The following is an 18152-nucleotide window of genomic DNA, read 5'->3' as shown; positions in this document are numbered from 1 at the left end:
GTGTTACTACTACAATATATTATTTCCTTCATCTTTCCAACATCGTGTTTGAGCAATTAATCCACAAGTATTGTTGACTGAAAGCCACGAATAGCTTCCGTTGCACTGCGGTCAGCCGAGTTGCTTCAGCGTCTGCAGATCACGGTCCGTTCGCATAAACTCGGACAGTCGCCGAGAGGCGTGACAGTTGGGACAATGGAACATCGTCGCAGGCGCATCAAGTTCACCAGGTGGACTCTGCCAGCTTTTCGCACATTCGGGGCACAACAGTTTCACGGACGTTTGGTCCATGGCACGCTATTACACACCATTACTCAAAAGTGTTGTCGCACGTTCGCTCGCCGATCGGTCGGCCCCAACCCAAAATAAACGGCTCGACCCGATGACACACACCCGACAGCTCGTCCTTATGCGGGAGTTGCTGTATCGGAGGCCTCGAGCAGTTCCTTGTACCGGTTTCGGATGGTAACTTCGGAGATGCTGGCGACATCGCTGACGTCGTTCTGGGTGACCTTCTCGTTGGTCAGCAAGGCGGCAGCGTACACCGCGGCGGCGGCGAGGCCGACCGGCGACTTACCGCTGTGGACGCCTTCCTGACGGGCCGACTCGAGCAGTTCGCGAGCCATGCGCTCGGTCTCATCCGAGAGATCGAGGTCGCTGACGAACCGTGGGACGTAGTGTTCGGGGTCAGCAGGTTTGACCTCGAGACCGAGTTCCCGAATGATGTACCGGTAGGTTCGGGTCAGCTCCATCTTCTCGACACGGCTGACGGCCGAGATTTCGTCTAAGCTGCGTGGTGTGCCGGCCTGACGGGCGGCAGCGTACAGCGAGGCCGTCGCGACGCCTTCGATCGATCGGCCTGGGAGGAGATCCTCCTCGAGGGCGCGTCGGTAGATGACGCTGGCGGTCTCGCGTACGTTCTCTGGAAGGCCGAGCGCACTGGCCATGCGGTCGATCTCGCCGAGGGCCTGCTTGAGGTTGCGTTCTTTCGAGTCGCGGGTGCGGAACCGCTCGTTCCACGTGCGCAGGCGCTGCATCTTCTGGCGCTGGCGGCTCGAGAGGGCGCGTCCGTATGCGTCCTTGTTCTGCCAGCCGATGTTCGTCGACAGCCCCTGGTCGTGCATCATGTTCGTCGTGGGGGCACCGACGCGGGACTTCTCGTCTTTTTCGCTGGCGTCGAAGGCACGCCATTCGGGACCACGGTCGACCTCGTCTTCCTCGACGACGAGTCCACAGTCCGTACAGACTGTTTCGGCGTGCTCTTCGTCGGTGATGAGACGGCCACCACACTCTGGGCAGTGCTCTTGCTCACCCGACCGCTCGGTCGTTTCTTCTTTTTCCTGTTCCTTTTCGTTCGTATAGGTTCTGATTCGAGTGTCTGTCATAGTGTATCGAGTTGGTTACTCGGGGCTCCCGGGTGGGGTAACCAGAAGAAACCCGGTCGCCTCGGCTAACATAGAGTAAGGCCGGAAGGCTTATAAAGGTTTCGCCTACTTTATAAACTACTCGGGGAAACAGGTATATATGTTTCGGTTATATATGTATTAATTATGTGGATTAGTCCGACAGCGTCTGGCGGCCAGTGTCATACCCGATCGCGATGAGTCCAAAGACACATTTGCTGTCATTTCACCACCTCGAGCGATCTATTCAGCATTCAAAACACGATTTTAATGGCACAGTATTGCCAGGTGGAGGCGTTCAGACGGTAAACAGATGTCCCTCCGTTGGCACATCGAACAGCCCCACGCGTGCCCCCGCATCGAGCCATGCATGACCGTACGAGAACGACGCCAGTGCGTTGACGAGGTCGCCTTCCTCGCGGAAGTGGGTTCCATCCTCGAGATACGACGACGCCATCTCGTAACACTCGTCTGCTGCCTCGGCCATCGGGGTCCCCGTGGGTGGAGCGACTGATGCCGCCTCGAGTGCCTCTGCGAGCAGTTCACCGTACCGGTCCGTCTTCTCCTCGAGATCCGCAGCCATAGTCGATGGTCGGCCGTCGACACTGTAAGTGCGTCGTCGTCCGGCGAGTGGACTCCGAACGTCTCCGTTTGGCATAATATCGTAACAACTGAAACGGTTTGCACACCGACCGCACAGCTGTCGTGCGATCGGGTACGCACTGACGGTCAGTGGCTACTATAGTTCGAACAGGCGATTGCTGAGAACGCAAGGCGTTTAGGCCCAGTTTCCCAACTGTTGGGCATGAGCGACCAGCCTCGAGTCGAGATTTATACCAAGGAGAACTGTCCGTACTGTGTCAAGGCCACGGACCTCTTCGACGCGAAAGGCATCGAATACGAGACCTACAACGTCACGGGCGACGAGGAGCGCTTCGAGGAGATGATCGACCGCGCCAACGGCCGCAAGACAGCTCCCCAAGTATTCATCGACGACGAACTCATCGGCGGCTGGGACGACACCAGCGCCCTCAACGAGACGGGCGAGTTGGACGACAAGCTCGGCCTCGAGAGCGACGATATCGTCGAACACCGAACCCTCATCATCGCCGGCACCGGGATCGCCGGCCTCACCGCCGCGATCTACGCCGGCCGATCGAACAACGAGCCGCTGGTCATCGAAGGCGACGAGCCCGGCGGCCAGCTCACCCTGACGACCGACGTCGCGAACTATCCTGGCTTTCCCGAGGGGATCAGCGGCCCCGAACTCGTAAACAACATGAAAGCACAGGCCACGCAGTTTGGTGCCGAGCTCAAAAACGGTATTATCGAAACCGTCGATGCCTCGAGCAAGCCGTTCCGCGTCGAACTGACCAACGGCGACGTCTACACCACGGACGCATTCATCGCCGCCTCCGGCGCGAGCGCCCGCACGCTTGGCATCCCTGGCGAGGACGAACTCATGGGCTACGGCCTCTCGACGTGTGCGACCTGTGACGGCGCCTTTTTCCGCGACGAGGACATGCTCGTCGTCGGCGGTGGCGACGCCGCCATGGAAGAAGCAACCTTCCTCACCAAGTTCGCCGATACCGTCTACATCGCCCACCGCCGCGAGGAGTTCCGCGCGGAGGACTACTGGATCGACCGCGTCCACGAGAAGGTCGAGGACGGCGAGATCGAGATCATGAAAAACACGGAGGTCACCGAACTCCACGGCACCCGTGAGGAGGGCATCGACCACGTCACTCTCGTCCGCAACGACAAGGGCCACCCGACCGACCGCCTCGATGACCCCGAGACCGAGGCGTTCGAGTTCGACGTCGGTGCCGTCTTCTTCGCGATCGGTCACACCCCCAACACCGACTACCTCGAGGGCACCGGCGTCGTGACCGACGACGAGGGCTACCTCGAGACCACAGGCGGCGACGGTGGCGGCCAGACCGAAACCCACGTCCCCGGCATCTTCGGCGCTGGCGACGTCGTCGACTTCCACTACCAGCAGGCGGTCACCGCGGCCGGTATGGGCTCGAAGGCTGCCTTAGACGCTGATGAGTATCTCGAGAATCTCGAGCGCGCAGAAGCGACGGGTGAGGCTGAGACGGCTGCAGCAGACGACTGAGGGCGCGCTCTTACCGACGATCGACTCCGGCTGTCTGTGAGTAGACGGTTACTTTGGACCAGAAGTAGACGGCAGGGTCGGTGTTCCAACGGATAACATTCGACGGTTAATCCGACAGCCTAGTTCTGGATGAACTCGCCCGAGCAGTCGTACTCGAGCAGCGTAAACTCCACAACGTCTGGATCGTCGTCGTACGGCCCCGACCGGTCCGACATGCCGTAGACAGTGACGCTCTCGAGTTCAGTCTCGTGTTCGCTGTTCCAGCGTTCACAGAGGTAGTTGGCGAAATACGAGCGATGGTTCTCGTTGCCGGCATAGCGCATGTTCGAGATGTATTTTCGTTCTCGAGAGGTCTCGTAGGTCTCATCGACGTTTGGTGGTCGATCCCAGTCGACCTCGGATTCGTGCAGTGCGTCGACCGTCGAGCCATCTGCCAACTCTCCAGGGACGACGAGCCACTGGGCAGTCGAGGTTGGATTCGGTGCGAACATCTGCCAGCTCTGGCTGGACTGGATCGTATCCAGAACCTCGTTACCAGCGTCCGGAACTTCTGTATAATCGACGGCTTCGGCACCCGAGAGCACGACTAACACGAGGATGAGCCAGGGGACCACCGTCCCAAAGAGCACACGCCCACGCGAGAGGATTGCCGAACGCACGGATGTCTCCTCGGTCTCAGAGCGCACGTCGCTAATCCCTGTCCCGGGGAGTGCTGTCTCGAGTCTATCGAGCCCACGGCGAAGCGGTGCAGCGAACCCGAGACGCGTTGCCAGTGTCGTGACCCAGTCCCAGACGACAGGCGGGTAGAACAGCAGCAGACCCGCCACAACGATCACGGGAAACAGGTCGATCCGCAGTGTGACGAGCATTCCCAGATGCATCCCAACGAAACACGTCGTGAACACGGCTCGAGGGATGCCAGTGAGCAGAATCAGCAGCGGTGAGAGAAGGATGAGCACCATCCAGGCGTAGGTGAACCCCTCTAACAGCAGCGAGTTTCCTGCGAGTGTGTTTCCGAGCAGAATCGTCAGATGATCGGCTTCGAAGATATGAAGCACCGCCTCGCCGTTCATCCACATCTCACTCCGGGTTTTGTGGATGGCGTTGACCACGTACATCAACAGTATCTGCAACAGCACGGCCATCGTCCCAACGGTGGCCAGCGTCGACTGTGATCGGTCTCGAGTCGACTCGAGTCGGCGGGCGTCGATCGACCACCGAGCGCCGAGTGGCAGGAACAGTCCCCAGAACAACAACATCCGTAACAGGATGTCGCCAGCGTTGAGGAGCATTGGATTGCGGATATGCAGCGAGATCAACAGGAGCCACGAGACGAGCGCTGCAACGCGTGTGTGATAGCCACAGACCAATGCGAGGGCGAACCCGCCGGCGATGAGAAACAGGAGTCCCTGAACCCACGGCTCGCCGGACAGGGCGTGCAAGGAGTAGACCGACGAGTAGTCGGCAAAGAGGGCCTCCCGTGGCAACACGCCAGCGTCGGTGTAGAACGCCTCGAGCATCCGTGCTCGTCGCAAGAGGTCGACGAGAAGTAGTACCCCAAGTGAGATTCGAAACGCCGCCAGCGCACGGGGATCGATCGCGAATCGGCGTCGCGTTGCACGCCCGACCCAGTCGAGACTGCTGTCGAGCCGGTTTCGGAGCGTGGCGAGACTGAATGCGTCTTGTGACATGCTCGTGAATTGTTGTCTATCGCGACTCTCGAGCAGATTGGCATAAGCTTGGTGTTCGGTCAAATGCCGCTTTCAGCGTTCGCTCGGTGGTGGGACGCTGTGGCCACCGGGAGCGCCACGCCGTTGTGCTGGCGACTGTGCAGCCGGCGAGAGACGCACAGGCCTCGAGCGCTGTCGCTACTCGAGTGACGTGGTCTGGGTGCGGTAGGGTCCCAAAAAAGTCGAAATGCGGCAAGAGCCGGATGAAATCCGGTAGTTGGTTACAGCTTAGTTCTGGCGGCGGAGTGCCAGCATTGCGGCTGCGAGGAGTGCGACAACAGCGACAGCAACGCCGAAGCCGGGCGTACCGTCGTCTTCGCCGTCGTCAGCTTCGCCGTCGTCGTCAGCGTCAGCGTCGGCGTCGGCGTCAGCGTCGCCGGCGTCAGCGTCAGCGTCGTCGTCAGTTGGCTCGTCCTCTTCAGCGACGGTCAGCGTATCTTCGAGTTCGACGTCACCGTCGACCTTGAGCTCCCACTCGTAGTCGCCGGCTTCAGCGTCTTCGACAGTGTCGGTCCACGATTCGGACTCTTCACCCTCGAGTTCGACGTCGCCGTCGAGCAGGAGGTCACCAGCGAAGTAGAACTCGTAGGAGGCGTTCTCCATCTCCTCGCCGACGTTCTCGGCGGAGACCGTCACGTCAACGTCGTCGCCTTCAACAGGCTCTGCTGGGTCGACGTCAACGTCCCACTCGAGACCTTCTGCATCTTCTTCAGGCTCCTCTTCAGCGTCGATGAAGACGCCCTCAGTCTCTGCAGGGTCCGTGTCTGCGACGGATGCGCGGACGGTGCGGAGTTCGTCACCGGCTTCGTGGCTGCTGAGGTCGAAGGTGCTGGAGATCATTCCGTCAGCGTCGACTTCAGCGTCGTCCGTGTAGATTTCGGAGGTTGCACGCAGTCGGAAGTCGCCTTCCGTGCCGGGTGCAACGTTCGTTTCTGCGGTGAGCTCAGCGTTTGCGCTGTTCTCAACGAGGAAACGGTCGTCGTCGTCGTACTCGCCGACAAGTTCGAGGTCACGCTCTTCGACATCGAACTGTGCGTCAGCGACTTCTTCGTCGTCCTCATCAACGTACGGGTTGTCCTCGTTCACAACGAATTCAGCGTCCCACGTCTCGTCACCGTTGAGTCCGACGTCATCCACATCGACTTCGTCGATATCAACGACAACGAAGAACGTGTTTGCGTCTTCGTCAACGACGATGGTGTAGTCTTCATCGTCAAGTTCGCCGAGGGTGAAGCTGTCTGCATCACCGTAGCGTGGCTGTTCGGTGTCGTTGAAGTTGAATTCGAGACCTTCACCGTCGTCCCAGTTACCGTCGTCGAACGCGTAGCCGTAGATACCGGACGCTTCGACCTGGGTGATCAGGTGGTCGCCTTCTGCGACGTAGTCTCGCTCGGTGGCGGATTCCTCGATCGCGTCGAGGTCGACGTCATCGAGGTCGAGGTCGCCAGGTGCGACCCACGTGTTCATGTCGCCGGTCGAGCGGTCGTTCAGGAGCAGGACTGCGGCGTCGACTTCGTCAGCGCCATCCTGGGGATCCTCAACGTATGCTTCAAGCTCGTAGTCGCCTGCAACGAGGTTGAATTCACTATCGATGTTGGTCTGGTCCACAACAGTGAGGTCGCCCTCGTCAACATCGAAGGCATCGTCACCGTGACCAGCTTTGTACGAGTTGAACTCAACCGTCACGTTATCCTCGTCTTCGATGTCGTCGATGTAGAGGGTAGCGGTGTAGAACTCGTCTTCGTCAGTCACGTTGACGTACACGTCGTCAGTCGAGTCGTGTTCGACAGTGAACTCGGCAACGTCACCGACGTTCTGTTCGTAGGTGCTCTGATCGAACTGGGCGTCAGCGTCGACCTCGTCACCGACTTCGATCTGAGCTTCGTCGCTGGCGGTGGTGTCGTAGACGTTCACGGTGAACGTGTAGTTACCAGCGTCGATGTCCTCGAAGTCAGCGTCGATTTCGTCATCTTCGGCGACGTCGTCAACTTGGACCTGGTCGACGTCGTCGTCACCATCGTAGGCAGACGCGCCAGCGAAGATTCCTTCAAGCTCCTCTTCGTCAAGGTCGTCGTCAGCGTCGATCAGGACGGAGACATCTGCACCGCGGTTGTCGTCCACGAAGTTAAGCGTGGTCTCGTCACCGGATGCGATCTCATCGTTTTCGAACTCGAACTCAACGTTCTGGACGGTCACTTCGAATGGACCGTAGTTGGTTCCGTCCGAGGAACGAAGGATGTATTCTCCGTCGAGGTCCTCAGTGTCGACAGTAACAACGCCAGTGTCGTTTGCACGGAGGTTCTCTTCGAAGCTGCTGGAGTCATTGTCTCCAGATCGAAGCTGGACCTGTTCATTATCGTCGAACCCATCGACTTCGAACGTCTCGCCAGCGAAGTAAAGCTGGCCGTCGATGTCATTCTTATCCTGAGTTGCCGCCGCTGCGCCGCCCGCAAACGCTGCGGACATCGCAACAACCGACATAACCATAAGCGCGGCCAGGAACAGTGCGCGTCCCTTTTCGCGATATGAAGTTTCGTTTGTCATTAAGTTGTCTTGTATTTCGTGTTGTGTTAGTCGTCGCACGATTCGGTCGGAGTGCGAGCGTGGTATCAATGCGGGAACCCGCACTGACTCGCACCGGGTAGGGGTATCCAAACGTATAAAGCATCGCGTAATAAGCTTTCTGGATATTCCAGTAGTTCATTTCTCCGAGAGATCGACTCGAGAACGCATGACTACGTCGGGTTCGAAGCTGTTTGCTCGAATTGATAACGTATCATGAGATATGTTCGCAAGGGAGTGTTATGGGGTGAAAGCAGCGCCAAAAACGGCCGAAATGAGTGCATTCTCGAGCGAGAGCGCGTCTCCTTGCCGTTGCGGGGCATAACGCCGACCGAGACAGTCGCTTAGAGTGTTACTAACAGCGTCGAAACCAACGCAAGCTGACTGTCACTCAAGGCGACTGATGCTCGCTGGGGCCGTCACGAACAGCCATCGATCGGTGACAGTCACTAACCAGAACAAGTTTAGTATCATCACGACACGTGTGTGTATGAACGCGAACCGACGCAGACTGTTGCAGCTGACTGGACTGACCGCCGCTGCTTCGACCGCTGGCCTGGCTGGCTGTCTTGGTGACGATGACGACGACGCCAACGGCAGTGACGACGACGACAGCCCATCGTACCCGAGCTACGAGCGATGGCTGGCTGCCAGCGACGACGAACTCATGTTCGCCTACCTCGACCAGGCCGCCCTCGAGGACGTGCCGTCGTTCGACGAGACCGAAGCGCCGTTCGGTGAGGGCGACGGCGAACTCACCGGCGAAGACGATCTCATGCTCGAGATGGCCGCGGTCGGCTCGCTCATCGTCGGTATGGGCGTAGGGTTCGGGCTGTTGGGCACTGGACTCGACGGCGTCGTGGAGATCGACGCCGAGGGCACGGCGGAGACCGAGTTCGAGACGTCGATCGACGAACTGCTCGTCGTCAACGAGAGCTACGTGCTGGCCGGCGAGATCGACACCGAGGAGATCGACGAGACGCTCACTCACGAGCCTGACGACCAGTTTTCGATGCAGGCAGTCTACGAACGAACCGACGAGCTCCACGGCTTCGAGCTGTACGAGCCAACCGAGGACGGGATGTCGCCGACGATCGCCGTCAGCGAGGACGCGATCGTGTTCGCGACCGCCGACGGCGACATCGATGCCGTCGACGCTGTCACACAGCCACTCGCTGTCAACGCCGGTGATGCAGACGGGGCGACGGACACCCTCGAGAACGTCGGCTGGCTTCTCGAGACCGCTGGCCACGGCCAGATCGCCTTCGGCATGAGTGGTGACCTCGAGGAGGCAGACGACGAGGTCGGCGAGGACGAGGTTGCCGAAGACGAACTCGAGGATGTGACCGGACTCGTCAGTTCGCTCACGATCGACGACGACGTCAGCGCCGAGGTTGCGATGACGTTCGAGCAGTCGGTTGACGACGACACCAAATCCACACTCGAGGACCGCATGGGGACCTCGGCCGACGACGTCACGTTCGACGTCGATGACGATCGAGTGTCCGTCTCGGCGTTCTGGGACGGCACTGCCGTCCTCGAAGGATAACTGACCGAACGGCCGCAGCGCGAACGGAGCAAAACTGAGTGGAGGTCGGCGCGAACTGCCGACCGAACTGCTGGCACAGCCGACGACACGCGCCAGCTCAGAACGGGAACAACGAGTCGGCCTCGGGGTCGCGCTCGATGAGTTCGATCTCGTGGCCGTCCTGGTCTTTCGTGAAGGCGTACATGTTGTCGTTGCTCTCCGGGTCGCGGTAGTCGGGTGCTTCACGCTCGAGCAACTGCTCCCAATCGTCCTGCAGGTCGTCGACGCGAACGCAGAGGTGGCCCCAGGCGTCGCCCTGTTCGTACGTGCGCCCGTCGTAATTATACGTCAACTCGAGTGACATCGCTTCGTCGGCGGCGTCCGTGGGCTCGACGAAGTAGTTCGCGAAGGTGTCCGACTCCCAGCGGCCGACTTCGTCGTACTCGAACTTCCGGACCCAGTAGCCAAGCGCCTCGTCGGCGTCTTCGACGCGGATCATGGTGTGGTCGAGCGACCACAGCGCACCCTGGTCGCGCTGGACGATCTCGATCTCGTGGCCGTCGGGGTCTGTGACGAACGCATAGCGGCCGCCACAGCTCTCGGGATCGCGGTAGTCCTCGACGCCCTCGTCCATCAGCTGTTCGTAGTGGGCCTCGAGTTCGCCTTCGGGGACCCGAACCGCAACGTGTCCCCAGGCGTCGCCGACCGCGAGGTCGTCCTCGCCCTCGTTGTGGGTCAACTCGAGCAACGCCCCGTCTTCGTGCATGTCTTCGGGACCGAGATAGACGATGGTGAAGCCGTCACCCTCGTAGCGGTCTTTCTCTTCGTACTCGAGGTGGGTCTGGTACCAGTCGAGCGATTCCTCGAGGTCTGCGACGCGAAGCATGGTGTGATCGAGCGTTCCGTCCATACGCGAAATCACTCCTGCAAGCGGCAAAAACGTGGCGGAGACGGCGGCTTACTCGAACTCGCCCGGGGACGAACTGGAATCTGTCGCCGGCTGCTGGCTGTCGGTGTCTCGTGTCACTGTCGAGGCCTTGGGATCGACGCCTTTGCGGAGGGCGTCGAGTTCGGAGAAGCTGTAGACGAGCCCGACCAGCAGGGCAACGCCCAGCGGGAGGAAGAAAAGCGGCGAGACGCCGAGGAACCCATACAGCACGTAGCAGACGAGGACCACGAGCATGACGGTCCCGGCGTAGTACAGCTGCGTGCGGATGTGATCGATGAGGTCGGCTCCCGTAAACGTCGACGAGAGCACGGAGGTGTCGGAGATCGGTGACGTGTGGTCGCCGAAGATCGCACCCGAGAACACCGCGCCGACCATCACTGGCATGAGTTCGAACGTCCCCGTGAGGTCGTAGGCGACGGTGATCGCGATCGGCGTCACGATCCCCATCGTTGCCCACGACGACCCCATGGTGAAGGCGACGAACGCGGCAACGAACAGCACGACGATCGGAAGCACGGCGGGCGAGACGACGCCTTCTGCGACGCCGGCGACGTAGGTCCCCGTCCCGAGATCATCGGCAACTGCACTGATCGACCACGCCAGCACCAACACCGTCACGGCGGTCAGCATGAGGTTGAATCCCTCGAGAACGGTTTCGATGCCGTCCCCGATATCGAAGAGATCGTAGCCGATCCCGATGGCGATGGCGGCCACCACCATCGCGAACGATCCCCAGACGAGCGCAGCCGCGAAGTCGCCAGCGCCGACGACGTCGACGAGCACTTGGACGACACCGTCGTCGCCCATAGCAGTCTCGAGCGACGTTGTCGCGCCTTCCTCGGCCTGTTCTGCGAGCCAGTCTTGGTACCCAGTCCAGAACGCACCCGAAAGCGTCACGGCGATCAACACGATGATCGGTGCGAAGAAGGTCCGCAGCATTGGTCGGTCATCGATCGGTGCGCCGAGATCCTTTTCGACTTCCTGCAGCGGCTGTGCCTCGTCGCGGTTGACCTTTCCAGTCTGCCAGGAGCGGTGTTCGGCGGTGAGCATTTCACCGTAATCGCGCCGCGAGATGACGATGAGTCCGACCATCACGATCGCGAGCAGCGAGTAGGTGTTGAACGGGATCGAGCTGACGAACGTTTCGAACACACCCGGTGTGTCGGCCGCGGCCACGTCGTGGGCCTCGCTCTCGACGAGGCTCGTGTACCCCTCGTCGATCATCGACAGCTGAAACGCGACCCAACTCGAGAGCCCGATCGTCGCCACGGGTGCAGCCGTCGAGTCGACGATGTAGGACAGCTTCTCGCGGGACATCCGCATCTGATCGGAGATCTCACGCATCGTGGAGCCGACGATGGCCGTGTTGGCGTAGTCATCGAAGAACAGCGCCATACCCAGTATCCACGTCGCCAGCCCGGTGTTGCGCTGGGTCTCGAGCCGTTCGGTCGCCCAGTTGCGGACGGCGGTCGCGCCGCCGAGTCGCCAGATCAGGGCGACGCCAGAGCCAAGAAGCAGGGTAAACACCAGAATGTTCGCGTGAAACACGTCCCCGATCGACTCGGTGATCCACTCGAACGTTCGTCCGATACCAATACCGCCAGTCGCAATGATACCACCCGACCAGATCCCGAGAAACAGCGAGAGCATTGGCCGGCGCGTCACGATCGCGAGGACGATCGCGAGCAACGGTGGAACGAGTGACAGTGCCCCAAATTCCGACATACCCGGTTACTCATCGAGCATCGGGATAATCCTGATCATTCAAGACGTGAGCGATCACGCACAGGTCGCTGTACGAAACGCGCGCTGGCCGTCTCAGAGACGCGTTAGCGACGCAAAATCAGCTTGAGCACGTCTTCGTCCTCGAGGACGTGGTCTTTCCCGACCTGTTGTTCGTCGTGGGTCGCGCTGGGGCCGGTGACACGGGCAAAACGGAACCGCTCTTCCATCTCGCCGCCGAGTTTTTCGATGGCTTCGCCGACGGTTGTTCCGCCTTCGACGACAAGCGGTTCTTCCCAGTCGACGCCGCGGCCGGGTTTCTCCATGTAGACGCGGATGAGGCCGAGGTTCTCCCAGATACGGTCTTTGAGGACATCGAGTCCTTTCTCCTCCTCGGCGCTGATAAACGTCACTTCCTCGGGGTCGAGATCACGTTCACGGAGCTGCTCGTCGACCTGTTCTTTGTAGTCGGGTTCGATCAGATCGACCTTGTTGACACACGTGATCGACGGGATATACTCTCGGTTTTCCATCAGGCCGTCGACCAGCCGGTCGATGTCGACGTTCTCTTGCAGGTTGAGGTCGGCGTTGACGTAGCCCTGGTCGCGGAGGACGTCCGAAATCGTCTTCTCGTCTAAGTCCTGCTCGGTGCTCGAGGTGATCTTGATGCCGTCTTTGATCTTCGGTCGCACCGTTACCCGTGGTGGCTCACGGTCGACGCGGATGTTGATGTCGTACAGCTCCTCTTGCAGCCGGTCGTACTGCTCGATCTCGAACACCGAGAGTACGAAGACGATCAGGTCAGCGTTTCGGACGACCGCCAGCACCTGCTGGCCGTCACCACGCCCCGACGCTGCGCCCTCGATCAGCCCTGGCACGTCGAGCATCTGGATGTTTGCCCCGCGGTGCTGGAGCATCCCCGGGTTGACGTCAAGCGTCGTGAACTCGTAGGACCCAGTCTCGCTTTCGGCGTTCGTCAGCGAGTTCAACAGCGACGACTTGCCGACGCTGGGAAATCCTACCAGTGCAACAGTCGCATCGCCGTGTTTCTCGACGGAGTAGCCGGTTCCGCCACCAGCCGAACTCTGATTCTGGAGCTTCTCCTTTTTCTCCGCGAGCTTCGACTTCAGCCGGCCGATATGGGCCTCTGTCGACTTGTTGTAGGGCGTGTTGGCGATTTCTTCTTCGATCTTGTCGATCTCCTCCTCGAGCCCCATTTGACTGTATCCAACCGCCCGTGCCGAAAAACACTTTCCATGCGACCCGCCGAATTCGCGTGTGTATCGCTATCATTGTTCGCATTACAGGACAGTCGTTCACTCGAGAGATTCGACAGGCATAAACCACATGAAAAATGATGTTGAACTATGCCAGATGCGGCACAGTTGCGCGATAGCACCCAGATCGTGCTTCACCGAGAGACTGTCGAGGGACTCGAGCCGCCACTCGATGAGGCGTTTACGGTATCGATCGTCTCCGAAGGCGAAGACCAGCGCCGGATCATCGGCAGCCCTGTTGAAATCAAAGCAGCCAGCGAGTCACTCGCCCGCCGTGGAATCTGTATTCGCTGAGCCACACACCTGACTGCTGTGTTCGTCCGTTCATGTGTCTGTTTTGACGGTCCGTGTTGGCGGATCCGTGTCCCCGTTTGATCCGGCGACGATCACGATCGCACTCGAGACGGCAGCCAGATAGACGAACACGTCGGCCACGATCAACTGCGGCGAGATCACGTTCACCTGCCAGAGACCGACGACCCACTGCAAGGCAACGTACAGGACCATCGCCAGTATCGCCGCACCGAACACCGTCGTACTCGAGCCATCGTACATCGCCGCGAGGACGACGCCGACTAGCAACACAAGCAAGAACGCGAGCCAGTACGAGAGAGTCACACCAGCCAGTTCGGCACCCGCTGTGAGCAGCTGTTGTGCTGGGGCGACTGCTGGGCCAGCAGCGAGCGCGAACTCGAGTGTCCGTCCGACTGAGACACGCGACGCCTGACTCATCGCGATCCCACCTCGTAGATCGTTTCCCCGAGACAGTGATAGACCTGGTTGCCGGCGATCAACGGCGTACACCCAGGCGAGCCGTCCTCGACACTCACTGGGGAAACGCGGAACTGTTCGTCCCCGGTGTCGGCCTCGAGGGCGAGCAGTCCGTTCGCCGTCGACGCGTGGACTGTCTCGCTGCCGACGCTGACGCCGAACTCGAGCGAATTCCGATCTGCCTCCCATACCGATTCACCCGCAATATCGAACCGCGCAATCGTTCCCTCGTCCGTTCGCGACCAGTAGACTGCACGAGCCGATGGATCAACGGCGAGTGAATCCATCGCCGTGTGCCCGGCTGTCCTACCGGAGATCGTCCAGCGACGGTCACCAGTTGCTGCCTCGAGCGCTGTCAGATCACCGTCCGCGGTTATGACGAAGACGTGATCGTCAACGAGCACAACCTCGCCACGGCTGAGCGACGACGCGGACACTGCCGTGTCGCTCACCCAGCGTTCCGCTCCGGTCTCGGTGGCGAGTCCAGTCACGCGTCCTGCATCGTAGTCGGCCACCACGACCAGTCCGCTGTCGGCAGCCAACACCGAGTCGCGTGCAGTCCGTCGCCAGCGCTCGAGACCGGTCTCGGCATCGAGCGCGACGAGTCGATACTCGCTGTCGACGCGGGCAGTGACATACAGCGTGGTGCCAAACAGCCAGCAGCCGTTGGCACTGCTGTTGAGAGCATAGCGCCAGCGGAGCCGTCGTGTCTCGAGGTCAAGCGCACAGACAGCCGTCTGAAACACCAGATAGACGACGCCGTCGCGAACCTGTGGCTCCGAATCGAGCTGTGTCTGCCCGCTGGGCCTTGCTGACGGCCGCTGGTATGTGTACTGCCAGCGCTTGGTACCAGTTTCGGCGTCGAGTGCCTGCAACGATTGGTGGGTGGGCACGAGCAGTGTGTCGTCGACGAGCACGAGCCCGGCGTGTTCGTATCGTCGGCGCGCCTCGAGCGTCTGTTCCCACTCAACCCGCCCATCGTCGCCGGGGCCGGGATCAGCAGTCGATGCGACGTTTCTCGAGTCGGCCCGCGGATGCAGCCAGCCGCCGTCGACTGCCGGATCGACGTGGTCCGAGCCGCCGGCTCGAGGGCCGAGCAGATAGCCGCCGAGCAACGAGCCGCCCGCGACGCCAAGGAGCCGACGGCGAGTCAGTGGAGGGCGCATAGTCGATCCATCCCGTGCCAAACAGATAGTCGTTCTGTCATCTCCATGCACCCTCGCTGGTGGGCTCGAGAACGCGTTCGCGACCCTACCGCTCGGGATGTGTCGGCGCGTCGAACCCGCCACGCACCAACGGCTTTGCAATATGTCTACGCGCACACGGGGGGACCTCGTACCAACCAGTCTCGAGGTCGCGCTCGAGGTCCTGTGTCGCCTTCCCGTCTGCACTGGTTCCACAGTCCCGGCAGCGATACCCCTGGTTCCGGCCGGCGCTTTTCATTCGCCGCTCGCAGTCGGGACAGGTCGGCGTCACGCGCTCGGTCGTCACGAGGTCGCGAACCGCGAACTTCTCGAGTTTGAGCGTCCCGCGAGCGACCTCGCCACAGACGGTGAGTCGGTCGCCGACCCGCAGCGCTCGCACGCGGTCGCGAAACCGTTTGGTCGGCTCGAAAGCAGCACATTCGAGGCGCGCTGGCCCGCTCGCGTTCCCGTCGCCGCTTTCGGCCTCGAGGTCGACGAAAACATGGCCGCCGCGCCTGTTTTCGGGCTCGCTCGCGACCCGTCCGTCGACGCGGTAGGCGTGGCCATCTTCGACCGACTCGAGCGTGCCGCCCTGAAGGTGGACATCTGTCCCCTGGTTGGTCACGAACAGCTGGCTCGAGGCGACGGGCTCGCTTGCGATCCGGTCGGCGACGGCGCGAACGGCGTCGGGATCGTCGCCACGAATCCCGTGGAGGATCGGCCCCGGTGTGTGCGGAACGCAGACTGTGTCGTCCTCGCCGCGGTCGACCGTATCCCAGACCTCGGGGCGACCCCAGTCGGCTGCGGCGAAGACGCTCTCGTGATCGATCGTCCGCGGCGTCCCCCAGCGTCCGGAGTCACGGTAGGAAATATACTCGTACGTCCAGTCGGCGAGCGCGCGCCAGCTGCCGATGGCGGCCAGCGCGCCGATCCGTCCGCGACCGTCATCCGCGTGCCACGATCGGTAGCCGTGGCGATCGATCAGTGAGGCAGCGTCGTCGATCGTGAGGTGCTCGCGAATCGCTCGCCACGCGAACTCGGCCACGTCGTCGGGCGGCTCGTTGGGCTCGGCTGGCGTCACCACGAGCCCCGGATTCGTTCGCTCGTCGGCCGTTTCGGCGAGTTCCTCGAGACGCTCGCGAGCGAGTTCGAACGCTCGACCGGGGTCGCAGTCGGTGTGGATCGCGAGCGCGGCGTTGCCCCGCGTTTTGTACTCGACGGCGGGGTTGAGCCGGACGAGCAGAAGCCGCTCGACTCCGGCCCCATCACGGCGCAGTCGCTCGGCGATCTGGGCGGCGACGTAGGTCGTACACATCCCGCGCTCGCGGGAATCCGTATCGTCGATCCCGACGACAGTCATTGACGGTGGTTGGGCCGGCGGTGAGTAACCCCTTTCGGGACGACAGACGGCGCTGCGGAATGATGGCTCCGACGGAGACGACCTGGTATATAAGTATACTGGCGGTACAGTGTCGAATCACGACACAGCAAGCAGATCCGCGGGGAAAACGTCTTATACGAGGAATCACTTACACCCCCGTATGTCCCGCTCCGCACTGGTCGGCAACGTGACCGCAATGTTAGAGGACGCGGGGTTCGTGGTCAGTGACCGGTGTGCGATTCGGCCGAAGAGTTTCGACATCGCGGCTCGACGCGGTGAAGACCTGCTGCTGGTCAAGATACTCGGCAACATCGATGCGTTCAACGAGGCAACCGGCCACGAGATGCGCCGGCTTGGAACCTACCTCAATGCAACGCCGATGGTTATCGGCCTGCGAAGTCGTGACGAAGACCTCAAACCAGACGTCGTCTACTTCCGACACGGTGTCCCCGTCCTCAGCCCCGACACGGCGTACAACCTGTTCATCGAAGGCGTCCCACCGCTGATCTATGCCGCACCCGGTGGCCTCTACGTCAACATCGACGGCGACCTGCTCGCCGACGAACGACAGGACAAAGAGTGGAGTCTCGGTCAACTCGCGAGCGAGCTTGGTGTCTCCAGACGCACCGTCTCGAAGTACGAAGACGGCATGAACGCCTCCGTCGAAGTCGCAATGGAACTCGAGGACCTCTTCGATGCGCCGCTGACGAGCCCCGTCGACGTCCTGGAAGGTGCCGACGAGGTCCATGAAACTGAGGCGACGCCGGACGACCCCGACGCAGACCCCGACGACGAGCAGGTCGTCGCTGTCCTTACGCGAGCCGGCTACAGCGTTCATCCGACGCTTCGCTCGCCGTTCAAAGCCGTCAGCCAGGACGAAGACGACGACGAAGGCATCGTGCTGACCGGCCACTCGAAGTTCACGAAAGCGGCCGAAAAGCGCGCTCGGATCATGAGTTCGATCGGGCGGGTCACGCACACGCGATCGGTGTACGTCGTCGACCGTGCAAAACAGGAGTCAGTCGACGGCACCGCGCTGGTCGAACGCGAGGAACTCGAGGATCTCCACGACGCCGCGGAGTTACGGAAAGTCATCCGCGAACGCGCGGAGTACGAAGAGGCAGCCTGACTCTCGCGAACCGTCGTTCGCGGTTACGCTCCGTTTTCGCCGTACGTCTCTTCTAAGTATTCGATGATGTCGCTGCTCTCAGGCATCCCTTCGACACCGTGGGCTTCGTCGGTAATGACGGGGACGCCCGTCTGTCCACTGACCTGTTGGACTTCGGTTCGTGCGGCATGTGAACGAGGAACGTTGATCGTGTCGTACTCGAGGCCGAGTTCGTCGAGTTTCGAACGAACCATCCTACAGAACGGACAGCCAGGGAGATCGTACAGCGTGATGTCTGCCATATCTCGAGCAAGTGGCCTGATCGGCAAGAGGCCACCGGTTGGCTGAGACGGGTTACGTACCGCGCCCACGAGTCGTTCGGCGGTTGCGCCGGACCTGACTGACAGAGCTCCGTCTG

The 18152-nt window shown here is 61.0% G+C and carries 16 protein-coding genes; 4 read left to right on the top strand and 12 right to left on the bottom strand.

All coding sequences use genetic code 11. The annotated features are described in order from the left end of the window. Positions 1-111: 111 nt before the first annotated feature. From ACERJA_RS09520 to ACERJA_RS09510, 3 genes are all read right to left on the bottom strand, one after another. Positions 112-291, bottom strand: a complete 180-nt coding sequence (locus ACERJA_RS09520; RefSeq protein WP_373607959.1) for a hypothetical protein — start codon at positions 289-291, stop codon at positions 112-114. Positions 292-407: 116 nt separating this feature from the next. Continuing rightward, complete coding sequence (locus tag ACERJA_RS09515; protein ID WP_373607958.1) at positions 408-1385, bottom strand: transcription initiation factor IIB family protein; 978 nt, start codon at positions 1383-1385, stop codon at positions 408-410. Between the two features lie 316 nt (positions 1386-1701). Next, positions 1702-1986 (bottom strand): DUF357 domain-containing protein, encoded by a 285-nt coding sequence (locus ACERJA_RS09510; protein ID WP_006064233.1) that lies wholly within the window; start codon positions 1984-1986, stop codon positions 1702-1704. A 222-nt stretch (positions 1987-2208) separates the two neighbouring features. Here ACERJA_RS09510 and grxC point away from each other — a divergent pair, with 222 nt between their 5' ends. Continuing rightward, a complete protein-coding gene (gene grxC / locus ACERJA_RS09505; protein WP_373607957.1) occupies positions 2209-3522 on the top strand; it encodes a glutaredoxin 3 in 1314 nt (437 codons plus the stop codon). A 119-nt stretch (positions 3523-3641) separates the two neighbouring features. Here the strand turns inward: grxC and ACERJA_RS09500 are convergent, their stop codons facing one another. After that, entirely contained in the window at positions 3642-5213 is a 1572-nt protein-coding gene (locus ACERJA_RS09500; RefSeq protein ID WP_373607956.1) for an HTTM domain-containing protein, read from the bottom strand. A gap of 267 nt (positions 5214-5480) precedes the next feature. Beyond that, positions 5481-7796: a BGTF surface domain-containing protein gene (locus tag ACERJA_RS09495; protein ID WP_373607955.1), complete on the bottom strand. Its 2316-nt coding sequence runs from the start codon at positions 7794-7796 to the stop codon at positions 5481-5483. A 508-nt stretch (positions 7797-8304) separates the two neighbouring features. Between ACERJA_RS09495 and ACERJA_RS09490 the strand changes: the two genes are divergently transcribed. Then, complete coding sequence (locus ACERJA_RS09490) at positions 8305-9363, top strand: hypothetical protein (RefSeq protein WP_373607954.1); 1059 nt, start codon at positions 8305-8307, stop codon at positions 9361-9363. Between the two features lie 97 nt (positions 9364-9460). On the opposite strand, the gene ACERJA_RS09485 is transcribed toward ACERJA_RS09490, so the two are convergent. The 3 genes from ACERJA_RS09485 to ACERJA_RS09475 form a co-directional block, all read right to left on the bottom strand. Further along, on the bottom strand, positions 9461-10252 hold the full coding sequence (locus tag ACERJA_RS09485; RefSeq protein WP_373607953.1) for a VOC family protein: 792 nt from the start codon (positions 10250-10252) through the stop codon (positions 9461-9463). A gap of 48 nt (positions 10253-10300) precedes the next feature. Next, on the bottom strand, positions 10301-12016 hold the full coding sequence (locus ACERJA_RS09480) for a Na+/H+ antiporter NhaC family protein (RefSeq protein WP_006067417.1): 1716 nt from the start codon (positions 12014-12016) through the stop codon (positions 10301-10303). A 104-nt stretch (positions 12017-12120) separates the two neighbouring features. Further along, positions 12121-13230 carry an OBG GTPase family GTP-binding protein gene (locus tag ACERJA_RS09475; RefSeq protein ID WP_373607952.1) on the bottom strand — a complete coding sequence of 370 codons (1110 nt, stop codon included), beginning with the start codon at positions 13228-13230 and terminating at the stop codon, positions 12121-12123. A 150-nt stretch (positions 13231-13380) separates the two neighbouring features. On the opposite strand from ACERJA_RS09475, the gene ACERJA_RS09470 reads away from it, so the two are divergent. Next, complete coding sequence (locus tag ACERJA_RS09470) at positions 13381-13584, top strand: hypothetical protein (RefSeq protein WP_373607951.1); 204 nt, start codon at positions 13381-13383, stop codon at positions 13582-13584. A 30-nt stretch (positions 13585-13614) separates the two neighbouring features. Here the strand turns inward: ACERJA_RS09470 and ACERJA_RS09465 are convergent, their stop codons facing one another. The 3 genes from ACERJA_RS09465 to ACERJA_RS09455 all read right to left on the bottom strand — a co-directional run bounded on the left by ACERJA_RS09465 (position 13615) and on the right by ACERJA_RS09455 (position 16605). Beyond that, positions 13615-14022 (bottom strand): hypothetical protein, encoded by a 408-nt coding sequence (locus ACERJA_RS09465; RefSeq protein WP_373607950.1) that lies wholly within the window; start codon positions 14020-14022, stop codon positions 13615-13617. After that, positions 14019-15227, bottom strand: a complete 1209-nt coding sequence (locus ACERJA_RS09460; protein ID WP_373607949.1) for a PQQ-binding-like beta-propeller repeat protein — start codon at positions 15225-15227, stop codon at positions 14019-14021. The genes ACERJA_RS09465 and ACERJA_RS09460 overlap by 4 nt, the downstream gene beginning before the upstream one ends. Positions 15228-15312: 85 nt before the next feature. Continuing rightward, the gene (locus ACERJA_RS09455) at positions 15313-16605 is read right to left on the bottom strand and encodes a DUF1743 domain-containing protein (RefSeq protein ID WP_373607948.1); all 1293 of its coding nucleotides are present in this window, start codon (positions 16603-16605) and stop codon (positions 15313-15315) included. Between the two features lie 181 nt (positions 16606-16786). Between ACERJA_RS09455 and ACERJA_RS09450 the strand changes: the two genes are divergently transcribed. Beyond that, entirely contained in the window at positions 16787-17755 is a 969-nt protein-coding gene (locus tag ACERJA_RS09450; protein WP_373607947.1) for a transcriptional regulator, read from the top strand. 23 nt (positions 17756-17778) lie between these two features. On the opposite strand, the gene ACERJA_RS09445 is transcribed toward ACERJA_RS09450, so the two are convergent. Continuing rightward, entirely contained in the window at positions 17779-18036 is a 258-nt protein-coding gene (locus ACERJA_RS09445; protein WP_373607946.1) for a glutaredoxin family protein, read from the bottom strand. Between the last annotated feature and the right edge of the window lie 116 nt (positions 18037-18152).

The sequence above is a fragment of the Natronorubrum sp. A-ect3 genome (assembly GCF_041821125.1).
GTDB classification, from domain to species: domain Archaea; phylum Halobacteriota; class Halobacteria; order Halobacteriales; family Natrialbaceae; genus Natronorubrum; species Natronorubrum bangense.
This window is presented reverse-complemented; position numbering and strand designations above follow the sequence as displayed.

Coding starts and splice junctions, on each gene's coding strand:
- ACERJA_RS09455 (WP_373607948.1), bottom strand. CDS start 16,605: ATGACTGTCGTCGGGATCGACGATACGGATTCCCGCGAGCGCGGGATG.
- ACERJA_RS09475 (WP_373607952.1), bottom strand. CDS start 13,230: ATGGGGCTCGAGGAGGAGATCGACAAGATCGAAGAAGAAATCGCCAAC.
- ACERJA_RS09460 (WP_373607949.1), bottom strand. CDS start 15,227: ATGCGCCCTCCACTGACTCGCCGTCGGCTCCTTGGCGTCGCGGGCGGC.
- ACERJA_RS09510 (WP_006064233.1), bottom strand. CDS start 1,986: ATGGCTGCGGATCTCGAGGAGAAGACGGACCGGTACGGTGAACTGCTC.
- ACERJA_RS09445 (WP_373607946.1), bottom strand. CDS start 18,036: ATGGCAGACATCACGCTGTACGATCTCCCTGGCTGTCCGTTCTGTAGG.
- ACERJA_RS09495 (WP_373607955.1), bottom strand. CDS start 7,796: ATGACAAACGAAACTTCATATCGCGAAAAGGGACGCGCACTGTTCCTG.
- grxC (WP_373607957.1), top strand. CDS start 2,209: ATGAGCGACCAGCCTCGAGTCGAGATTTATACCAAGGAGAACTGTCCG.
- ACERJA_RS09515 (WP_373607958.1), bottom strand. CDS start 1,385: ATGACAGACACTCGAATCAGAACCTATACGAACGAAAAGGAACAGGAA.
- ACERJA_RS09480 (WP_006067417.1), bottom strand. CDS start 12,016: ATGTCGGAATTTGGGGCACTGTCACTCGTTCCACCGTTGCTCGCGATC.
- ACERJA_RS09450 (WP_373607947.1), top strand. CDS start 16,787: ATGTCCCGCTCCGCACTGGTCGGCAACGTGACCGCAATGTTAGAGGAC.
- ACERJA_RS09465 (WP_373607950.1), bottom strand. CDS start 14,022: ATGAGTCAGGCGTCGCGTGTCTCAGTCGGACGGACACTCGAGTTCGCG.
- ACERJA_RS09490 (WP_373607954.1), top strand. CDS start 8,305: ATGAACGCGAACCGACGCAGACTGTTGCAGCTGACTGGACTGACCGCC.
- ACERJA_RS09500 (WP_373607956.1), bottom strand. CDS start 5,213: ATGTCACAAGACGCATTCAGTCTCGCCACGCTCCGAAACCGGCTCGAC.
- ACERJA_RS09470 (WP_373607951.1), top strand. CDS start 13,381: ATGCCAGATGCGGCACAGTTGCGCGATAGCACCCAGATCGTGCTTCAC.
- ACERJA_RS09520 (WP_373607959.1), bottom strand. CDS start 291: ATGGACCAAACGTCCGTGAAACTGTTGTGCCCCGAATGTGCGAAAAGC.
- ACERJA_RS09485 (WP_373607953.1), bottom strand. CDS start 10,252: ATGGACGGAACGCTCGATCACACCATGCTTCGCGTCGCAGACCTCGAG.